The sequence below is a fragment of the Propionivibrio sp. genome (genome assembly GCF_047602565.1).
Lineage (GTDB): Bacteria > Pseudomonadota > Gammaproteobacteria > Burkholderiales > Rhodocyclaceae > Propionivibrio.
In genome coordinates, this window is record NZ_JASGGX010000001.1 from 942,140 (window position 1) to 955,755 (window position 13,616).

Here is a 13,616-nt window from a genome sequence, read left to right on the forward strand (position 1 = left end):
AAAACGACCGATGCGGCGAATATCCGTGTCTTCGGCAACTGCGGTCTGGCGAGGGTACCGCCCCGCCGCTTAAGGAAAACTTAAAAACCGGCCGCGAACCGCTTCCCGGCGCGCGGTTTTCGCGCCGCGCCGGCGGCCGGCGCCGGCGCTCAGTGCGTGCGCTGTTCGCGGCCCTTCCCTTCCGTCCGCCGCGCGTTCTTGCTGCCGGTCTCGTCGAACGCGGGGCATGGCGTCTGGCGGTCGTCGACGATGACCAGGTGCCCGTTCGGGACGATCTTGCTCACCGCGTCGTTGAGCGAGGGAGTGTCCATCGCGACGGGAGGCTGCATCCCCTGCCAGAGCAACTGGTTGGACGGAGAGAATATCTGATAGCAGGTGGCCAGTGCGGCCGACGAAAAGAAGATGCCCAGGATGGTGAAGACGGTTTTCATCGCTACCCCTTTTTTGATGTTGTCACGGCGACCGTTCATGGAGAAAACGGGAAGGCTTGCGCAGCCCGGTCCGGCGAGAGTCTACACCTTCCGCCACGCAATCCGGCCCGATTTCTGCTGCGCGCGACCCGCCCGGTGGCGGCCCGCCGCAGCCGCCGTCATGCCGCCTGCCGGTCCAGCGTGAAACCGGCGCCGGCGTCCTCGCGCAGGGCTTCCGCCAGGAACGGCAGCGCGCCGGCCAGCGTGTCGTGCAGCGTCCACGGCGGGTTGAGCACGAACATGCCGCTGCCGTGCATGCCGAAGCCGTCCCTGGCCGGTTCGCGCACGCGCAGCGTCGCGTCGAGCCAGCCCTTGGCCGGCAGCCGCTTCAGCCGCTGCGGCAGCTCGCGCGCCTCCAGCCGGGTCAGCTGCGGGTACCACACGGCGTAGGTGCCGCCCGGAAAGCGCGTCAGCGCATCCTTGAGCGCCTGGACCACCCGCTCGTAATCCTGTTTTTCCTCGTAGGACGGGTCGATCAGGACCAGCGCGCGGCGGGGCGGCGGCGGCAGCAGCGCCCGCAGTCCGGCGAAGCCGTCCGTGCCCTCGACCAGCACGCGCCGGCCGGCGTCCTCGAAGTTGCCCCGCAGCAGGCGCGCATCGCTCGTGTGCAGTTCGAAGAGGCGCAGCCGGTCCTGCTCGCGCATCGTCCACAGCGCCAGGAACGGCGAGCCGGGATATTTCCGCAGCGCCCCGCCGGGATTGAAGCGGCGCACCAGGTCGACGTACTCGGCCACCGGCGCGGGCAGGTCGCGCCGCGCCCACAGGCGGCCGATGCCGCCCTCGTGCTCGGCCAGCTTCCGGGCGTGCGCGGATTCCAGGTCGTAGGCCCCGGCGCCGGCATGCGTGTCGATGACCCAGAACGGCTTGTCCTTCTGCCCGAGATAGCGCACCAGCTGGAGCAGGACCAGATGCTTCAGCACGTCGGCGTGGTTGCCGGCATGAAAGGCATGGCGATAGCTGAGCATGGCCTCTCCGGAAAGTCAGAACGGGGCGGACGCCCTCATTCCGGCAGCGCGATCTTGCCGTCGGTGCTGAACTGGTAGTCCTTGAAGACGTGCTCGGCCGTGAGCAGCCGGTAGGTGCCGTCCTCCTGCTTCTGGCTGGTGTCCTTGAGGCGGTAGGTGTAATGCCCGCAGGTCCACAGGTCGAAGTTGCGCATCTGCGTGCACAGGCAGGTCTTGTCCATCACCGAGACGCGCCGGGCGCCGGGGTTGGCCGCCACTTCGCGGTTGTACGAGGTGATGTACGAACAGTTGCCGTTGGCGTCGAGCAGGTAGCCGTACGCCTCGCAGTTGGGGCGGATGCCGTCGCCGATCGCCGGGCTGTTGGAAAGCATGCGCATCGGATAGCCGGTCGGCGAGATCATGTTGACCTCGATGCCGTCCTCAGTGGCCTGGAAGTACTTCTGCTTGACCTCGTCGGGCAGGCCGCATTCGCCGGTGACCGTGAACCGCGTCGCCACCTGCACCGCCGACGCGCCGTGCTCGAGGAAGCCGACGGCGTCGCTGCCGGTGAAGATGCCGCCCGCCGGGATCAGCGGAATGTCGAGCTTTTCCGAGAGCAGGTACTGGCGGATTTCGGCGACGATCGTCGCCAGGTCGTACTTGGCCCAGTCCATGCCGAAGCCGAGATGCCCGCCGGCCAGCGGCCCTTCGATGACGATGTAGTCGGGCAGGCGGTTGGTGCGCGCCGACTTCTTGAGGAAGAGCTGCAGCGCGCGCAGCGAGGAGACGATGATGCCCAGCTTGGCGTCGCGGAAGCGCGGATGGTCCTCGATCAGCGCGAACGATCCCAGGTGCAGGCCGGCCGCCAGCGTGATGCCGTCGACGCCCGCGTCGAGCGCGGCTTCCAGGCGCACGCGCAGGGTCTCGCGCGGCGCGTTCATGGTCAGCTTTTCCATGCAGTTGACCAGGATCAGCCCGTCGCCGCGCTTGCGCTCCATGGTGCGTCCGACGTGCAGCGCGGTGGCCTCGGCGAGCTGGCCGAGATCGAACTGGACGATCGACTTGTTGGAGTTGGCGACGTTGAATTTGTACTGCTTGAGCTTGTCCTTGACGAACTTGGTGTCGAAGCGGCGGTCGGTCACGGTGTTGACCATGGCGTCGGAGATGTGCCCGATGCCGCCCAGGCGCGCCGCTTCCAACGCCAGGTCGGCGGTCGAGATGTCGACCCCCATGCCACCGATGACGATGGGCACCAGCTCCTTGCCGCCCAAACGTAAACGGAAATCATCAACACGCTTCATCGATACCCTTCCACTGATCCGACTCCGGCCTTGAACCGGACGAATTTGGCTAATCCGGCATTATCGCTCATTGCTCCCCAAGTTGGTTGAAATGCAAGCAAGAAATCACGATTTCCGGGGCGCGTGTATCATCGACTGAAGCCGACCAAGGAGGAAGCCGTGTCCGATTGCCGCGACCATGACCATCCGCCGCCCCTGCCCGCTCAACTGGGCATCCCGCGTGCCCGGGAGTTCGATCCGGCCGCCTTCGAACGGGCCATCCACGACCTGCTCGCCGCCTGCGGCATCGCGCCCGACGTCGACCACATGGGCAAGACCGCCCAGCGCGTGCGCGAACTCTGGCAGAAACGCCTGCTCGGCGGCTACGACATGGACCCCGCCGTCGCCCTGGGCGACGGTTTCGACGACCATCGCCGCGACATGGTCGTGGTGCGCGGCATCGCCATACACGGCGTCTGCCCGCACCACCTGGTGCCCTTCCGCGGCGTGGCGCACGTCGCCTACCTGCCCGGCGGCCGCCTGCACGGCTTCGGGCGCATCGCGCGCCTGGTCGACGCGATCGGCCACCGCTTCACCTACCAGGAGTGGATGACCCGTGACATCGCCGAGGCGCTGATGGCGCACGGCAAGGCGCGCGGCGCCGCCTGCGTGATCGAGGCCGAGCAGCTCTGCCTGCTGCTCGGCGAGGACCGGCGCGGCGACGAGCGCGTGGTCACCCAGTCGTTCACCGGCGAATTCGAAACCTCGGCGCAGTCCCGCAACGAATTCCTGCGCGCGATCGGCGCCGGCCGGCGGAACGACTGAACATCAGGCCATCAGGGAAAGCACCAGCGGCGTGGTGACCGCCGCCAGCGCGGTCGACAGGACGAGGCTGCTGGCGGTCGGCCCCTCCAGCGCCTTGAACTGTCGCGACATGAGGTAGACGTTGGCGCCGACGGACATCGACGAAAGCAGGACGACCACCTGCGTCTCCATCCGCGGCAGCCCGATCAGCCACGCCAGCCCCCAGACGACCAGCGGGGAGACGATCAGCTTGACCACGCTGACCGCCACGCTGATCCGCCACCCGTCCCGCACGCCGTACTCGGCCAGCCCCATGCCCAGCGCGATCAGGGCCATCGGCGCGGCGGCCTGGGCGACCATCCCCAGCGTCTCGTCGACGAATTGGGGAAGCGGCAGGCCCGTGAGGCTGAAAAAGGTGCCCGAAAGAATCCCGACGACGACGGGGTTGGTCAGCACGCCGCGCGCCGTGCGCGCGAAACCGCGCACGGAGAAGCTCCCGTGCTTGGCCCATTCGACCGAAACCGTGACCAGCGTCCACAGGATCAGCGCGTTGAACACCAGCACCAGCGCCACCGACGGCACCGCCTCGTCGCCGAACGCCACCTTGGCGACCGGCAGGCCGAGCATGACGCAGTTGGAGAAGATTCCGCCGAGCGCGAACACCGACTGCGACACGCCGTCGAGCGCGAACAGCTTCCAGGAAAGCAGCCGTCCGATCCCGAAGACGATCAGGCAGCCGCCGAAAAAGGCAATCAGCAGCCGGGAATCGACCGGCGGCAGCTTCGCCGAATCGCTCATCAGCCGGAACAGCATGGCCGGCATCGCCACGGAGAAGACGAAACGGGTCAGGCTGTCCGAGACGACGGTCGGCCAGCCGGAAAGACGCATGGCGGCGTAGCCGGTGAGCACGAGCAGAAACAGCGGCAAAGCCAGCGTGAGGTGATGAAGGAAGGTAGCCATTGGAATCGATTCAGGGAGATGGTGCGGAATCGGCCGGCTGCGCGCGTGGCCTCGTTTCCGGACACGCATCCGGTTGGCCTATAATCGCGCGGCGCGACACGCCGCTCCGCCGCCCGACATTATTCCATGACCACCACTCCGTTTCGCCACGCGGCGGAAAAAGATTATTCACTGATCCACGTCGACCGCTCGCTGATCGTCGCCGACAAGCCGACCCGGCTGCTGTCGGTGCCCGGCCGGGGGCCGGAGAAGCAGGACTGCCTGGTCACCCGCCTCCAGGCCGAATTCCCGGACGCGCTGATCGTGCACCGGCTGGACTACGACACCTCGGGACTCATCGTCCTGGCGCGCGGCAAGACGATGCACCGAGAACTGAGCATCCTCTTCCAGGACCGCCGTGTGGAGAAGCGCTACGTCGCCGTCGTCGACGGGAAGCCGGCGCGGGAAAGCGGCGAGGTCGACCTGCCGCTGATCGTGGACTGGCCGAACCGGCCGCTGCACAAGGTCGACTTCGAACTCGGCAAGCCGGCGCTCACGCGCTACACGGTCGTCGCCTACGATGCCGCGAACGACGCGGCGCGCGTCGCCCTCGTCCCGGAAACCGGGCGCACCCACCAGTTGCGCGTGCACATGCAGGCGCTCGGCCATCCGATCCTCGGCGACCCGCTCTACGCCGGCGAGCGGGCGCTGGCCAAGGCGGATCGCCTGCTGCTGCACGCCGAATACCTGGCCTTCACTCACCCGGTCACCGGCAAGCCGCTGGATTTCACCTGCGCGGCGCCGTTCTAGGGAAACCCTGATTTATTCGTCACCCCGGCGAAGGCCGGGGTCCAGTGCGTCGGTTTTCCTGGATTCCGGCTTTCGCCGGAATGACGAATGGGGAATATTCCGGCGCCTCCTTGGGGCGAAAAAAAGCCGCGGATCGCTCCGCGGCAAGCAGATGAAAGGTGTCGTCGATCCCGTCGGGTGCGCTCGCCGTCACGCCGCCAGCGACCGGCCGTCTCCGCCGAAGGCGTGGCAGTTCTCCTTTGCCAGGCGCACGCGCACCGTGTCGCCGCGCCTGATCCCGCTCTGCCCGACCACCTGGACGACGAGCGCCTGCTGCGCGCCCAAGGCGCCGTACAGGACCGTGTTGCCGCCCAATTGCTCGGTCAGCGCGACCCGCATCGGCAAACCGTCGTCCGCCAGTTCGACGTGTTCCGGCCGGATGCCGACGGTGACGGCGGTTCCTCGCTCGCGGGCCGCGCCGGACGGCGGCACGGCGACGAGTTCGCCGCCGTCGAGCCGGATCGTCAGGCCGTCCGGGGCCTGTCCGGCCACGGTTCCGTCGAGGAAGTTCATCTTCGGGCTGCCGATGAACCCGGCGACGAAGCGATTGGCCGGCCGGTTGTAGAGATCGAGCGGCGAGCCGGCCTGCTCGATCACGCCGTCGCGCAGGACGACGATGCGGTTGGCCATGGTCATGGCCTCGACCTGATCGTGCGTGACGTAGATCATGGTCACGCCGAGTTCGGCGTGCAGCTTCGAAAGCTCCACGCGCATCTGCACGCGCAATTCGGCGTCGAGGTTGGAGAGCGGCTCGTCGAACAGGAAGAGCCTGGGCTGGCGCACGATGGCGCGGCCGATCGCCACGCGCTGCCGCTGCCCGCCCGACAGCGCCTTGGGCTTGCGCCCGAGGTAGGGCTCGATCTTGAGCAGGCGCGCGGCGTGCTGCACGCGCCGGTCGATGACTTCCTTCTGCTCACCCGCCGTCTGCAGGCCGAAGGCGAGGTTGTCGTAAACGCTCATGTGCGGATAGAGCGCGTACGACTGGAAGACCATGGCGATCTGGCGTTTGGCCGGCGCGACCTCGTTCATGCGCACGCCGTCGATGCACAGCTCGCCGGCGGAGATTTCCTCCAGCCCGGCGATCATGCGCAGCAGCGTCGACTTGCCGCAGCCCGACGGCCCGACGAAAACGACGAATTCGCCGTCCCCGATGTCGAGGTCGACGCCGTGGATGATTTCCGTCGCGCCGTAGCGCTTGACGACGCCGCGCAGGCTGAGCTCAGACATGATCCACCGCCTTGGGGAAGCCGCCCCGGGACGGCGTCCAGTTGTCGTATGCCGGGTTGTCCCGGGCGATGGGCAGCGTCACCGGCAGGCCGGTGTCCGCCGAATGGTAGATGGCGGTGATCAGCTCCAGCGAGGCGCGCGCGTCGGCCAGCGTGACGGGCTTGGCGGCGCCTGCGGTGATGCTGGCGTGGATGCGCGCGAACTGGCCTTCGAAGGATTCGAGCGACGGCGCATATTCTTCGAGCGCGCGCCGGATCGCAGCGTCGATCTTCGGCGTCCGGCCCTTGAAATGCCAGGGTTCCAGGCCGGGCCGGTAGGGGTTCGGGCTGGCGCTGGAAACGGTCATGTCCGCGAACACGAAACACAGGCGCGAGCTTTCCTCGGCGGCGCCGAGCGTGACCGAGAGCGTGGCGGCCGACCCGTCTTCCAGTTCGGCGGCGATCGCCGCGCAGTCCTCCACCTCGATGTCGTTGACCCGCGTGGCGAGCCGTGCGTAGACGCGCTTCACCGGACCGTTCACATACGAAAGGATGTCGTGGGCGTGCGAGGCATGGGTCAGGCAGCAGCCGCCCTTCTCGGTGGCCCACTTGCCGCGCCATGCGACCGCGTAATAGTCCTCGTCGCGCCGCCAATGGGTTTCGATGGTCGTGACCAGCGCCTTCGTGGCGAAGCCCCGCGCCTGGAGAAACTTGAGCTTTTGCAGGCCGTTGCCGAAGCGGTACTGGAAAACGGGGAAGAGCATGCCGCTCGCCGCCTCTTCCGCCCGTTCGACGGCGTCGAACTCGGCGAGCGACCCGACCAGCGGCTTCTCGCAGATCACGTGCAGGCCGGCGGCGAGCGATTGCTCGATGAGCGCGCGGTGGCTGTTCGGCGGCGTGCACAGGTCGATCACGTCGAGTTCGTCGTCCGCCAGCAGGTCGGCCAGCCGGGACGTGTGCCGGGCGACGCCGAATCGGACCGTCGCCGCGGCCACCTTGGCGGCGTCCAGGTCGCAGATGGCGGCTACTTCGAAAAGCTCCGGAATCCGCGCATAGGCTTCGAGGTGGCTGGTCCCCACGCCCAGGCCGACGACGGCGACGCGCAGCTTTTTCATCGTTGTTCTCCTTCCAGGCGCACGGCCATCGCCTCGGCCTTCAGCGCGAGTTCGGTGGCCAGGAAACAGTGCGCCTGCGGCATCGCCGTCTCGGTGCGGTGCAGCACGTCGGCGATCAGGCGGGCGCCGTAGGGCAGCTCCTGCGCCTGGCAGTCGACGTAGTGCTGGCCCTGGCCGTTGACCAGGAAAAGATGGTCGCCGCCGGGGCGGCCGGCGATGTCGACGTACTTGCGCAGCTCGATGTAGCCCTCGGTGCCGAGGATGGTCAGGCGGCCGTCGCCCCAAACGCCGAGCCCTGCCGGCGTGAACCAGTCGACGCGGATGAAGCCGCTGCCCCCATCGCCGCGCAGCATGACCGCGCCGAAATCCTCCAGCTCCGGGGTTTCCGGATTGCCGAAATTGCCGATCTGCGAGGCGACGACCTCGGCGCGCGTCGACCCGGTGAAATGCAGGAACTGATCGCACTGATGCGCGGCGATGTCGCACAGGATGCCGCCGTAGCGCCGGCGCTGGAAGAACCAGTCGGGACGCGGATTGTTGCGCAGCGCGTGCGGCCCGAGGCCGACCGTCTGGATCACCTGCCCGATGGCGCCGGCGGCGACGAGTTCGCTGGCCTTCTCGGTCGCCCTGCTTTCGAAGCGCTCGGAATAGCAGACCGAGAAGATCCGCCCGGTCTCCCGCTGGACCTCGCGCACGGCGGCCAGTTCGTCGAGCGTGATGACGCCCGGCTTGTCGACCATGATGTCCTTGCCGTGGCGCATGGCTTCGATGGCGGTCGCCGCGCGGACGTCCGGAATCGTCGCGCTGACCACCAGCGGAATACTCTCGTCCTCCAGGATGGCGCGCCTGTCGGCGACGCGCCGGGCCTGCGGAAACGCCCGGAGGTAGTCGGCCGCGAGGTCGCCCTCCTCGGCGAAAACGGCGACGAGCTCGGCACCGGCGTTGAGCAGGGCGCGGGTCTGGCCGTAGATGTGGTTGTGGTTCAGGCCGATCGCGGCGAAACGGAGCGGAGCTTGGGCAGGTAGGGTCATCGTTTCATTCCTGAGTTGGCAACGCCTTCGATGATCAGGCGCTGAAAGAAGAGAAAGAAAAGGAAGATCGGCAGGATCGCCAGGACGGACATCGCGAACAACTGGCCCCACGCCGACAGGCCGGTCGAATCCATGAACGAGCGCAGCGCCAGCGGCACGGTGTAGTTGCTCGCGTCGTTGAGGTAAACCAGCGGACCGAGGAAATCGTTCCAGGTCCAGATGAAGGAGAAGATGGCCGTCGTCGTCAGCACCGGCAGGGACAGCGGCATCATGATCTTCCAGTAGATGCGCCACGGGCCGCAGCCGTCGAGCACGGCGGCCTCGTCGAGCTCGCGCGGGATGCCGCGGAAGAACTGGACCATCAGGAAGATGAAGAAAGCGTCGGCGGCCAGGAACTTCGGCACGATCAGCGGCAGGAAGGTATCGATCCAGCCCAGGTTCAGGAACAGCACGTACTGCGGAATCAGCGTGACGTGATATGGCAGCATCAGGGTCCCGAGCATCACCACGAACCAGCAGCGGCGCCCGCGGAATTCGAGCCGCGCGAAGGCGTAGGCGGTGATCGAGCAGGACAGGACGTTGCCGACGACCACCAGCGCCGCCACCAGGAAGGAATTCCTGAAGAAGACCGTGAAGCTCTGCTGCAGCGAATGCCAGCCCTGCGTGTAGTTGGAGAAATCGAACGACGGCGGCACGATCGACAGGTCGGTGAAGATCAGCGACTCGGGCTTGAACGACGAGGCCACCATCCACAGCAGCGGATAGAGCATCACGAAGGACGCGCCGACGAGGACGCCGTGGCGCAGCAGCGCGCCGAGCGCCACGCCCAGCGGTCCGGGGCCGTGCCGGACGGTCTGGTCAGCGGGGATCGTCTTCATAGTAAACCCAGTACTTGGAGGTCAGGAAACTGACGCCGGTGAAGCAGCCGATGATGATCAGCAGGACCCAGGCCATGGCCGACGCATACCCCATGCGGAAATAGGAGAACGCCTCCTGGTACAGATAGAGGGTATAGAAAAGCGTCGCGTCGATCGGTCCGCCGGTGCCGCCGGAAACCACGTAGGCCGGGGTGAACGCCTTGAAGCCCTCGATGATCTGCAACACCATGTTGAAGAAGATGACCGGCGCCAGCATGGGCAGCGTGATCTTGTGGAACTTCCGGAAAGTCCCGGCGCCGTCCATCGACGCCGCTTCGTAGAGATCCTGCGGCACCTGCCGCAGGCCGGCCAGGAAGATGATCATCGGCGAACCGAACTGCCACACCGCCAGCAGGACGAGCGTGTAGATCGCCGTGTCCGGGGTCGATATCCAGCTTTGCCCCGTGTAGCCGAACAGCCGGAACAGCACCTGGTTGACCGTCCCGCTGCCGTCGAACAACTGGCGCCACAGCACGGCGATGGCGACCGACCCGCCCAGCAGCGACGGAATGTAGAACAGCGCCCGGTAGAATGCGCCGCCGCGGATGGCCTTGTCGAGCGCCATGGCGATCGCCAGCGCGAACGCCAGCTTGAGCGGGACTTCGCACGCCATGTAGGTGAAGGTGACCTTGAGCGACTGGTAGAAGCGCGGGTCCTCGGTGAACATGCGCGCGTAGTTGTCGGCGCCGACCCAGACGGCGGGGTTCAACAGGTCGAAACTGGTGAAGGAAAGATAGAGCGACACGAGCACCGGCCCCAGCGAAAAGCACAGGAAGCCGACCAGCCACGGAGTGATGAACGCATACCCGGTCAGGTCGCGCCGGAGCGCCGCTTGCGAGCGGCTTCTTCGTTCGGCAGGTGAGGTGGTCATGGTGGGATGCGCGGGCCTTGTCGTGTGGCGGGACGATCGGACGCTGCGTTCGCTCGTGTCTGCGGCGAAGCGGCGTCCCGCGGGAATGCGGCCGGCGGACGACGGGCGCGTCCGCCGGATCGCGGGCGCCGCTCAGGCGGAGGAGCGGGCCAGGACGCGGACGGCCTCACCGTGGAAGCGCGCGGCGCCTTCCTGGACCGACGCCTTGCCGAACGCCACAGAATCGCTGACGCGGCGGAGCAGGTTCTCGATCTCCCCGGCGCCTTTCGGCGGCGGTGGCGGCAGCGGAATCGCCGTCTCGGCGACCTGTGCGATGAAATCGAGTTGCATTTTCCCGGGCGCGTCGAGTTCGGGCACCAGGACCGCGCGCGCCGCTGCCGAGGCCGGGACGCCGCGTTCGATGCCGAGCAGCCTGACGCCCTCCGGCGCATTGACCATGAAGTCGATGACCTTCGCCGCCTCCTCGGGCGACCTGGAGCGCGCCGACACGCTCATCAACTGCGACGGCTTGATGTAGTGCCCGGACGAACCGCCCGGCTCGCGCGGGAAAGTGCTGATCGCCAGGCTGTTCTTGTTGAGCGCCTGGAAGGCCACGAGCTGGTTGGAGTTGGAGAAGCTCATCGCGGCGACGCCCCGGCTGACCGCGAACTCCTCGACCTTGCCGGTATTCACGGCGCTGATGTCCGGCGGCACGACCGCGCCGGCCTTGCGCAGCTTGTCCCACAAGGCGAACCAGGCGGCCACGTCGTCCCTGGTGAACGCCACCTGCCCGTCGGCGTCGTAGAGCGACTTGCCCTGCTGGTTGAGCCAGTGTTCCAGGCCCTGCTCGATCCGGCTGTTGTCGTCGGAACCCCAGTATTTTCCCGGATTAATCCTGGAGATCTCGCCGGCGATCCGGGCGAATTCGTCCCAGGTCCAGGCCGGATCGATCGACGTGACGCCGACCTTGGCGAGCACGCCCGTGTCGTAGATCAACGCTTTCGAATTGGAACCCAGCGTGACTCCGTAGAGCTTGCCGTCCACCTTACCGCCGTTGCGGTCGTTGGCGTTGAAGTCAGGGAGCGGCAGCAGTTTGTCCAGCGGCAGCAGCGTGTTGCGGCGGGCGTATTCGAACAGGTAGCGGTAGTCCATCTGGATCAGATCGGGGGCGTTGCCGCCAGCGACCTGGGTGGCCAGCTTGGTCCAGTAGTCGCCCCAGCCGATCGATTCAGCGGCAATCTGTATGCCGTTCTTCTGGCTGTAGAGGTCGAGCACGGCCTTCGTCCGGCGATCCCGGTCGGGGTTGCCCCACCAAAAACAGCGCAGTCTGGCCGCCTGCGCCAGCGACACCGGCGCGGCCAGACCGAGGGCCAGCGCCCCTGCCACGGTGATGAAACGGCGACGTGAAAACGTTCCCATGAGCGCACTCCCCTTTGAGTAGTCGAAGCACTTTTGTTAACCATTAAGTGAATTGTATAAGTCATAAAATTTGTTTGTCAAATCTATTTGTCTTATGAAAATGCACAAACCATGCAGCGAAAACGCAAAAAATATTCAATTTTTAAATCAAAACAGAACATTTAAACCGAAAAATAGGAATGTAATTTTATGATTAATATAGTTTTTTATTTTTCTACAACAAACCAGTCAGAGAAAATTCAACTTTCCTGATCCCTGCCATGCCCTCGTGATATCGTCTATCATGATGTTTATGCCATGGCTTGCCCAACTCACCGAATAATTCCTTTCACTTAATTTATTCACCATATAGTTAAGAAAATCATCGTTTGTCTTTGTTTTTTTGGAGGTAGGCCAATGCCCATGAGTAGAAAACGCCATGCGTTCGTCGGCACGGGCGGACGCGCATTGAGTTTCATCGATCCCCTGGTGACCGCGTATGGCGAACGCCACGAACTGGTCGCCCTCTGCGACCTCAGTCCGGCCCGGATGGCCTATTACAACAAGGTGCTGGTCCGCGATCTCGGCCATCCCGCCGTGCCCACGTACACGGCCGACCGCTTCGACGCGATGCTGCGCGAACGCACGCCGGACGAGGTCTTCGTCGCCACCCAGGATTCGACGCACCACGAGTACATCGTGCGGGCGCTGAACGCCGGCTGCGACGTCATTACCGAGAAGCCGATGACGACCGACGCCGCCAAATGCCGGGAGATCATGGCCGCGGTCGAGGCCAGCGGGCGCCGGCTGCGCGTCGCGTTCAACTACCGTTGGGGGCCGTTCCGCAGCCGGGTGAAGGAGCTTCTACAGAGGGGCGCGGTCGGCAGCATCCATTCGGTCAACCTCGAATACCTGCTCGACACCCATCACGGCGCCGATTACTTCCGCCGCTGGCACGCCCAGATCGAGAACTCCGGATCGCTGCTGGTGCACAAGAGCACGCATCATTTCGATCTGGTCAACTGGTGGCTCGACGCGATTCCGCGGCAGGTGTTCGCCTACGGCGACCTGGCGTTCTACGGCAGGGAAAACGCCATCGCGCGCGGCGACGAGAAATTCACCCGCTATCCGCGCTACACCGGCGTGCCGGAAGCCAGGGACGATCCGTTCTGCCTCGACCTGTCCGAGAGCGAGCCCTTCCGCGAGCTCTATCTGGCGGGCGAAGCCGATTCCGGCTACGTGCGCGACCGGAACGTCTTCCGCGAGGGAATCACGATACCCGACCAGATGTCGGTCAACGTCCGCTACCGCACCGGCGAGCTGCTGACCTATTCACTCGTCTGCTACAGCCCGCGCGAGGGCATGCGCGTCGCCTTCAACGGCGACCGCGGACGGATCGAATACCAGGAATTCGTCGGCTCGCACATGAACCGCGCCGTACGGCCGGGGGATTGGTCGAGCGAAGAAGCGCCCTGCGGCGAGGCCGAAGGCGAGTGGATTCGGGTGTACCCGCATTTCGGGGAAAGCTATGAAGTGCCGATGCCGGCGGATGTGGCGCAAGGCCCGCACGGCGGCGCCGACGCCATCCTCAACGCCCATTTCTACGGACCGGAGGCCGCACCCGATGCGTTGGGACGGACCGCGGGGCACGAGCAGGGCGCCGCATCGATCGCCATCGGCATCGCCGCCGTGGAGTCGATCCGGACCAACCGGCCGGTCGACATCAGCGATCTGGTGCCGCTCGCCCCGGACGCGCGGCACCTGTCGGAACTCGCCTGAGCGATCGGCCAACCGGCGGGATTCCCCGCCTTCGC

The 13,616-nt window shown here is 66.0% G+C and carries 13 protein-coding genes; 3 read left to right on the top strand and 10 right to left on the bottom strand.

The genetic code is table 11. The features are described from left to right. Nucleotides 1-149: 149 nt before the first annotated feature. From QM701_RS04255 to QM701_RS04265, 3 genes are all read right to left on the bottom strand, one after another. A complete protein-coding gene (locus QM701_RS04255; protein WP_415165847.1) occupies nt 150-431 on the bottom strand; it encodes a hypothetical protein in 282 nt (93 codons plus the stop codon). A 158-nt stretch (nt 432-589) separates the two neighbouring features. Continuing rightward, nucleotides 590-1,435 carry a 23S rRNA (adenine(2030)-N(6))-methyltransferase RlmJ gene (locus QM701_RS04260; RefSeq protein WP_415165848.1) on the bottom strand — a complete coding sequence of 282 codons (846 nt, stop codon included), beginning with the start codon at nt 1,433-1,435 and terminating at the stop codon, nt 590-592. 35 nt (nt 1,436-1,470) lie between these two features. Further along, the gene (locus QM701_RS04265) at nt 1,471-2,715 is read right to left on the bottom strand and encodes a nitronate monooxygenase (protein ID WP_415165849.1); all 1,245 of its coding nucleotides are present in this window, start codon (nt 2,713-2,715) and stop codon (nt 1,471-1,473) included. Between the two features lie 123 nt (nt 2,716-2,838). On the opposite strand from QM701_RS04265, the gene folE reads away from it, so the two are divergent. Beyond that, complete coding sequence (gene folE / locus QM701_RS04270; protein ID WP_415165850.1) at nt 2,839-3,519, top strand: GTP cyclohydrolase I FolE; 681 nt, start codon at nt 2,839-2,841, stop codon at nt 3,517-3,519. Nucleotides 3,520-3,522: 3 nt separating this feature from the next. Here the strand turns inward: folE and QM701_RS04275 are convergent, their stop codons facing one another. Next, nucleotides 3,523-4,458: an AEC family transporter gene (locus QM701_RS04275; RefSeq protein ID WP_415165851.1), complete on the bottom strand. Its 936-nt coding sequence runs from the start codon at nt 4,456-4,458 to the stop codon at nt 3,523-3,525. 126 nt (nt 4,459-4,584) lie between these two features. Between QM701_RS04275 and QM701_RS04280 the strand changes: the two genes are divergently transcribed. Beyond that, a complete protein-coding gene (locus tag QM701_RS04280; RefSeq protein WP_415165852.1) occupies nt 4,585-5,247 on the top strand; it encodes a pseudouridine synthase in 663 nt (220 codons plus the stop codon). Nucleotides 5,248-5,436: 189 nt separating this feature from the next. Here the strand turns inward: QM701_RS04280 and QM701_RS04285 are convergent, their stop codons facing one another. The 6 genes from QM701_RS04285 to QM701_RS04310 all read right to left on the bottom strand — a co-directional run bounded on the left by QM701_RS04285 (nt 5,437) and on the right by QM701_RS04310 (nt 11,823). Continuing rightward, nucleotides 5,437-6,513, bottom strand: coding sequence for an ABC transporter ATP-binding protein (locus QM701_RS04285; protein WP_415165853.1), 1,077 nt, complete (start codon nt 6,511-6,513; stop codon nt 5,437-5,439). Next, the gene (locus tag QM701_RS04290) at nt 6,506-7,606 is read right to left on the bottom strand and encodes a Gfo/Idh/MocA family protein (protein WP_415165854.1); all 1,101 of its coding nucleotides are present in this window, start codon (nt 7,604-7,606) and stop codon (nt 6,506-6,508) included. Before QM701_RS04290 ends, QM701_RS04285 begins: the two co-directional genes overlap by 8 nt. Further along, entirely contained in the window at nt 7,603-8,637 is a 1,035-nt protein-coding gene (locus QM701_RS04295; protein WP_415165855.1) for a Gfo/Idh/MocA family protein, read from the bottom strand. The genes QM701_RS04290 and QM701_RS04295 overlap by 4 nt, the downstream gene beginning before the upstream one ends. After that, nucleotides 8,634-9,515, bottom strand: coding sequence for a carbohydrate ABC transporter permease (locus QM701_RS04300; protein ID WP_415165856.1), 882 nt, complete (start codon nt 9,513-9,515; stop codon nt 8,634-8,636). Before QM701_RS04300 ends, QM701_RS04295 begins: the two co-directional genes overlap by 4 nt. After that, entirely contained in the window at nt 9,496-10,425 is a 930-nt protein-coding gene (locus tag QM701_RS04305) for a carbohydrate ABC transporter permease (protein WP_415165857.1), read from the bottom strand. Before QM701_RS04305 ends, QM701_RS04300 begins: the two co-directional genes overlap by 20 nt. 132 nt (nt 10,426-10,557) lie before the next feature. Continuing rightward, on the bottom strand, nt 10,558-11,823 hold the full coding sequence (locus tag QM701_RS04310) for an ABC transporter substrate-binding protein (protein ID WP_415165858.1): 1,266 nt from the start codon (nt 11,821-11,823) through the stop codon (nt 10,558-10,560). Nucleotides 11,824-12,225: 402 nt separating this feature from the next. Here QM701_RS04310 and QM701_RS04315 point away from each other — a divergent pair, with 402 nt between their 5' ends. Then, nucleotides 12,226-13,581, top strand: a complete 1,356-nt coding sequence (locus QM701_RS04315; RefSeq protein ID WP_415165859.1) for a Gfo/Idh/MocA family protein — start codon at nt 12,226-12,228, stop codon at nt 13,579-13,581. Nucleotides 13,582-13,616: the final 35 nt, after the last annotated feature.

Bases quoted from the DNA above. Each gene is read 5' to 3' on its own strand.
- QM701_RS04255 (WP_415165847.1), bottom strand. From the start codon at position 431: ATGAAAACCGTCTTCACCATCCTGGGCATCTTCTTTTCGTCGGCCGCA.
- QM701_RS04260 (WP_415165848.1), bottom strand. From the start codon at position 1,435: ATGCTCAGCTATCGCCATGCCTTTCATGCCGGCAACCACGCCGACGTG.
- QM701_RS04265 (WP_415165849.1), bottom strand. From the start codon at position 2,715: ATGAAGCGTGTTGATGATTTCCGTTTACGTTTGGGCGGCAAGGAGCTG.
- QM701_RS04275 (WP_415165851.1), bottom strand. From the start codon at position 4,458: ATGGCTACCTTCCTTCATCACCTCACGCTGGCTTTGCCGCTGTTTCTG.
- QM701_RS04280 (WP_415165852.1), top strand. From the start codon at position 4,585: ATGACCACCACTCCGTTTCGCCACGCGGCGGAAAAAGATTATTCACTG.
- QM701_RS04285 (WP_415165853.1), bottom strand. From the start codon at position 6,513: ATGTCTGAGCTCAGCCTGCGCGGCGTCGTCAAGCGCTACGGCGCGACG.
- QM701_RS04290 (WP_415165854.1), bottom strand. From the start codon at position 7,606: ATGAAAAAGCTGCGCGTCGCCGTCGTCGGCCTGGGCGTGGGGACCAGC.
- QM701_RS04295 (WP_415165855.1), bottom strand. From the start codon at position 8,637: ATGACCCTACCTGCCCAAGCTCCGCTCCGTTTCGCCGCGATCGGCCTG.
- QM701_RS04300 (WP_415165856.1), bottom strand. From the start codon at position 9,515: ATGAAGACGATCCCCGCTGACCAGACCGTCCGGCACGGCCCCGGACCG.
- QM701_RS04305 (WP_415165857.1), bottom strand. From the start codon at position 10,425: ATGACCACCTCACCTGCCGAACGAAGAAGCCGCTCGCAAGCGGCGCTC.
- QM701_RS04310 (WP_415165858.1), bottom strand. From the start codon at position 11,823: ATGGGAACGTTTTCACGTCGCCGTTTCATCACCGTGGCAGGGGCGCTG.
- QM701_RS04315 (WP_415165859.1), top strand. From the start codon at position 12,226: ATGAGTAGAAAACGCCATGCGTTCGTCGGCACGGGCGGACGCGCATTG.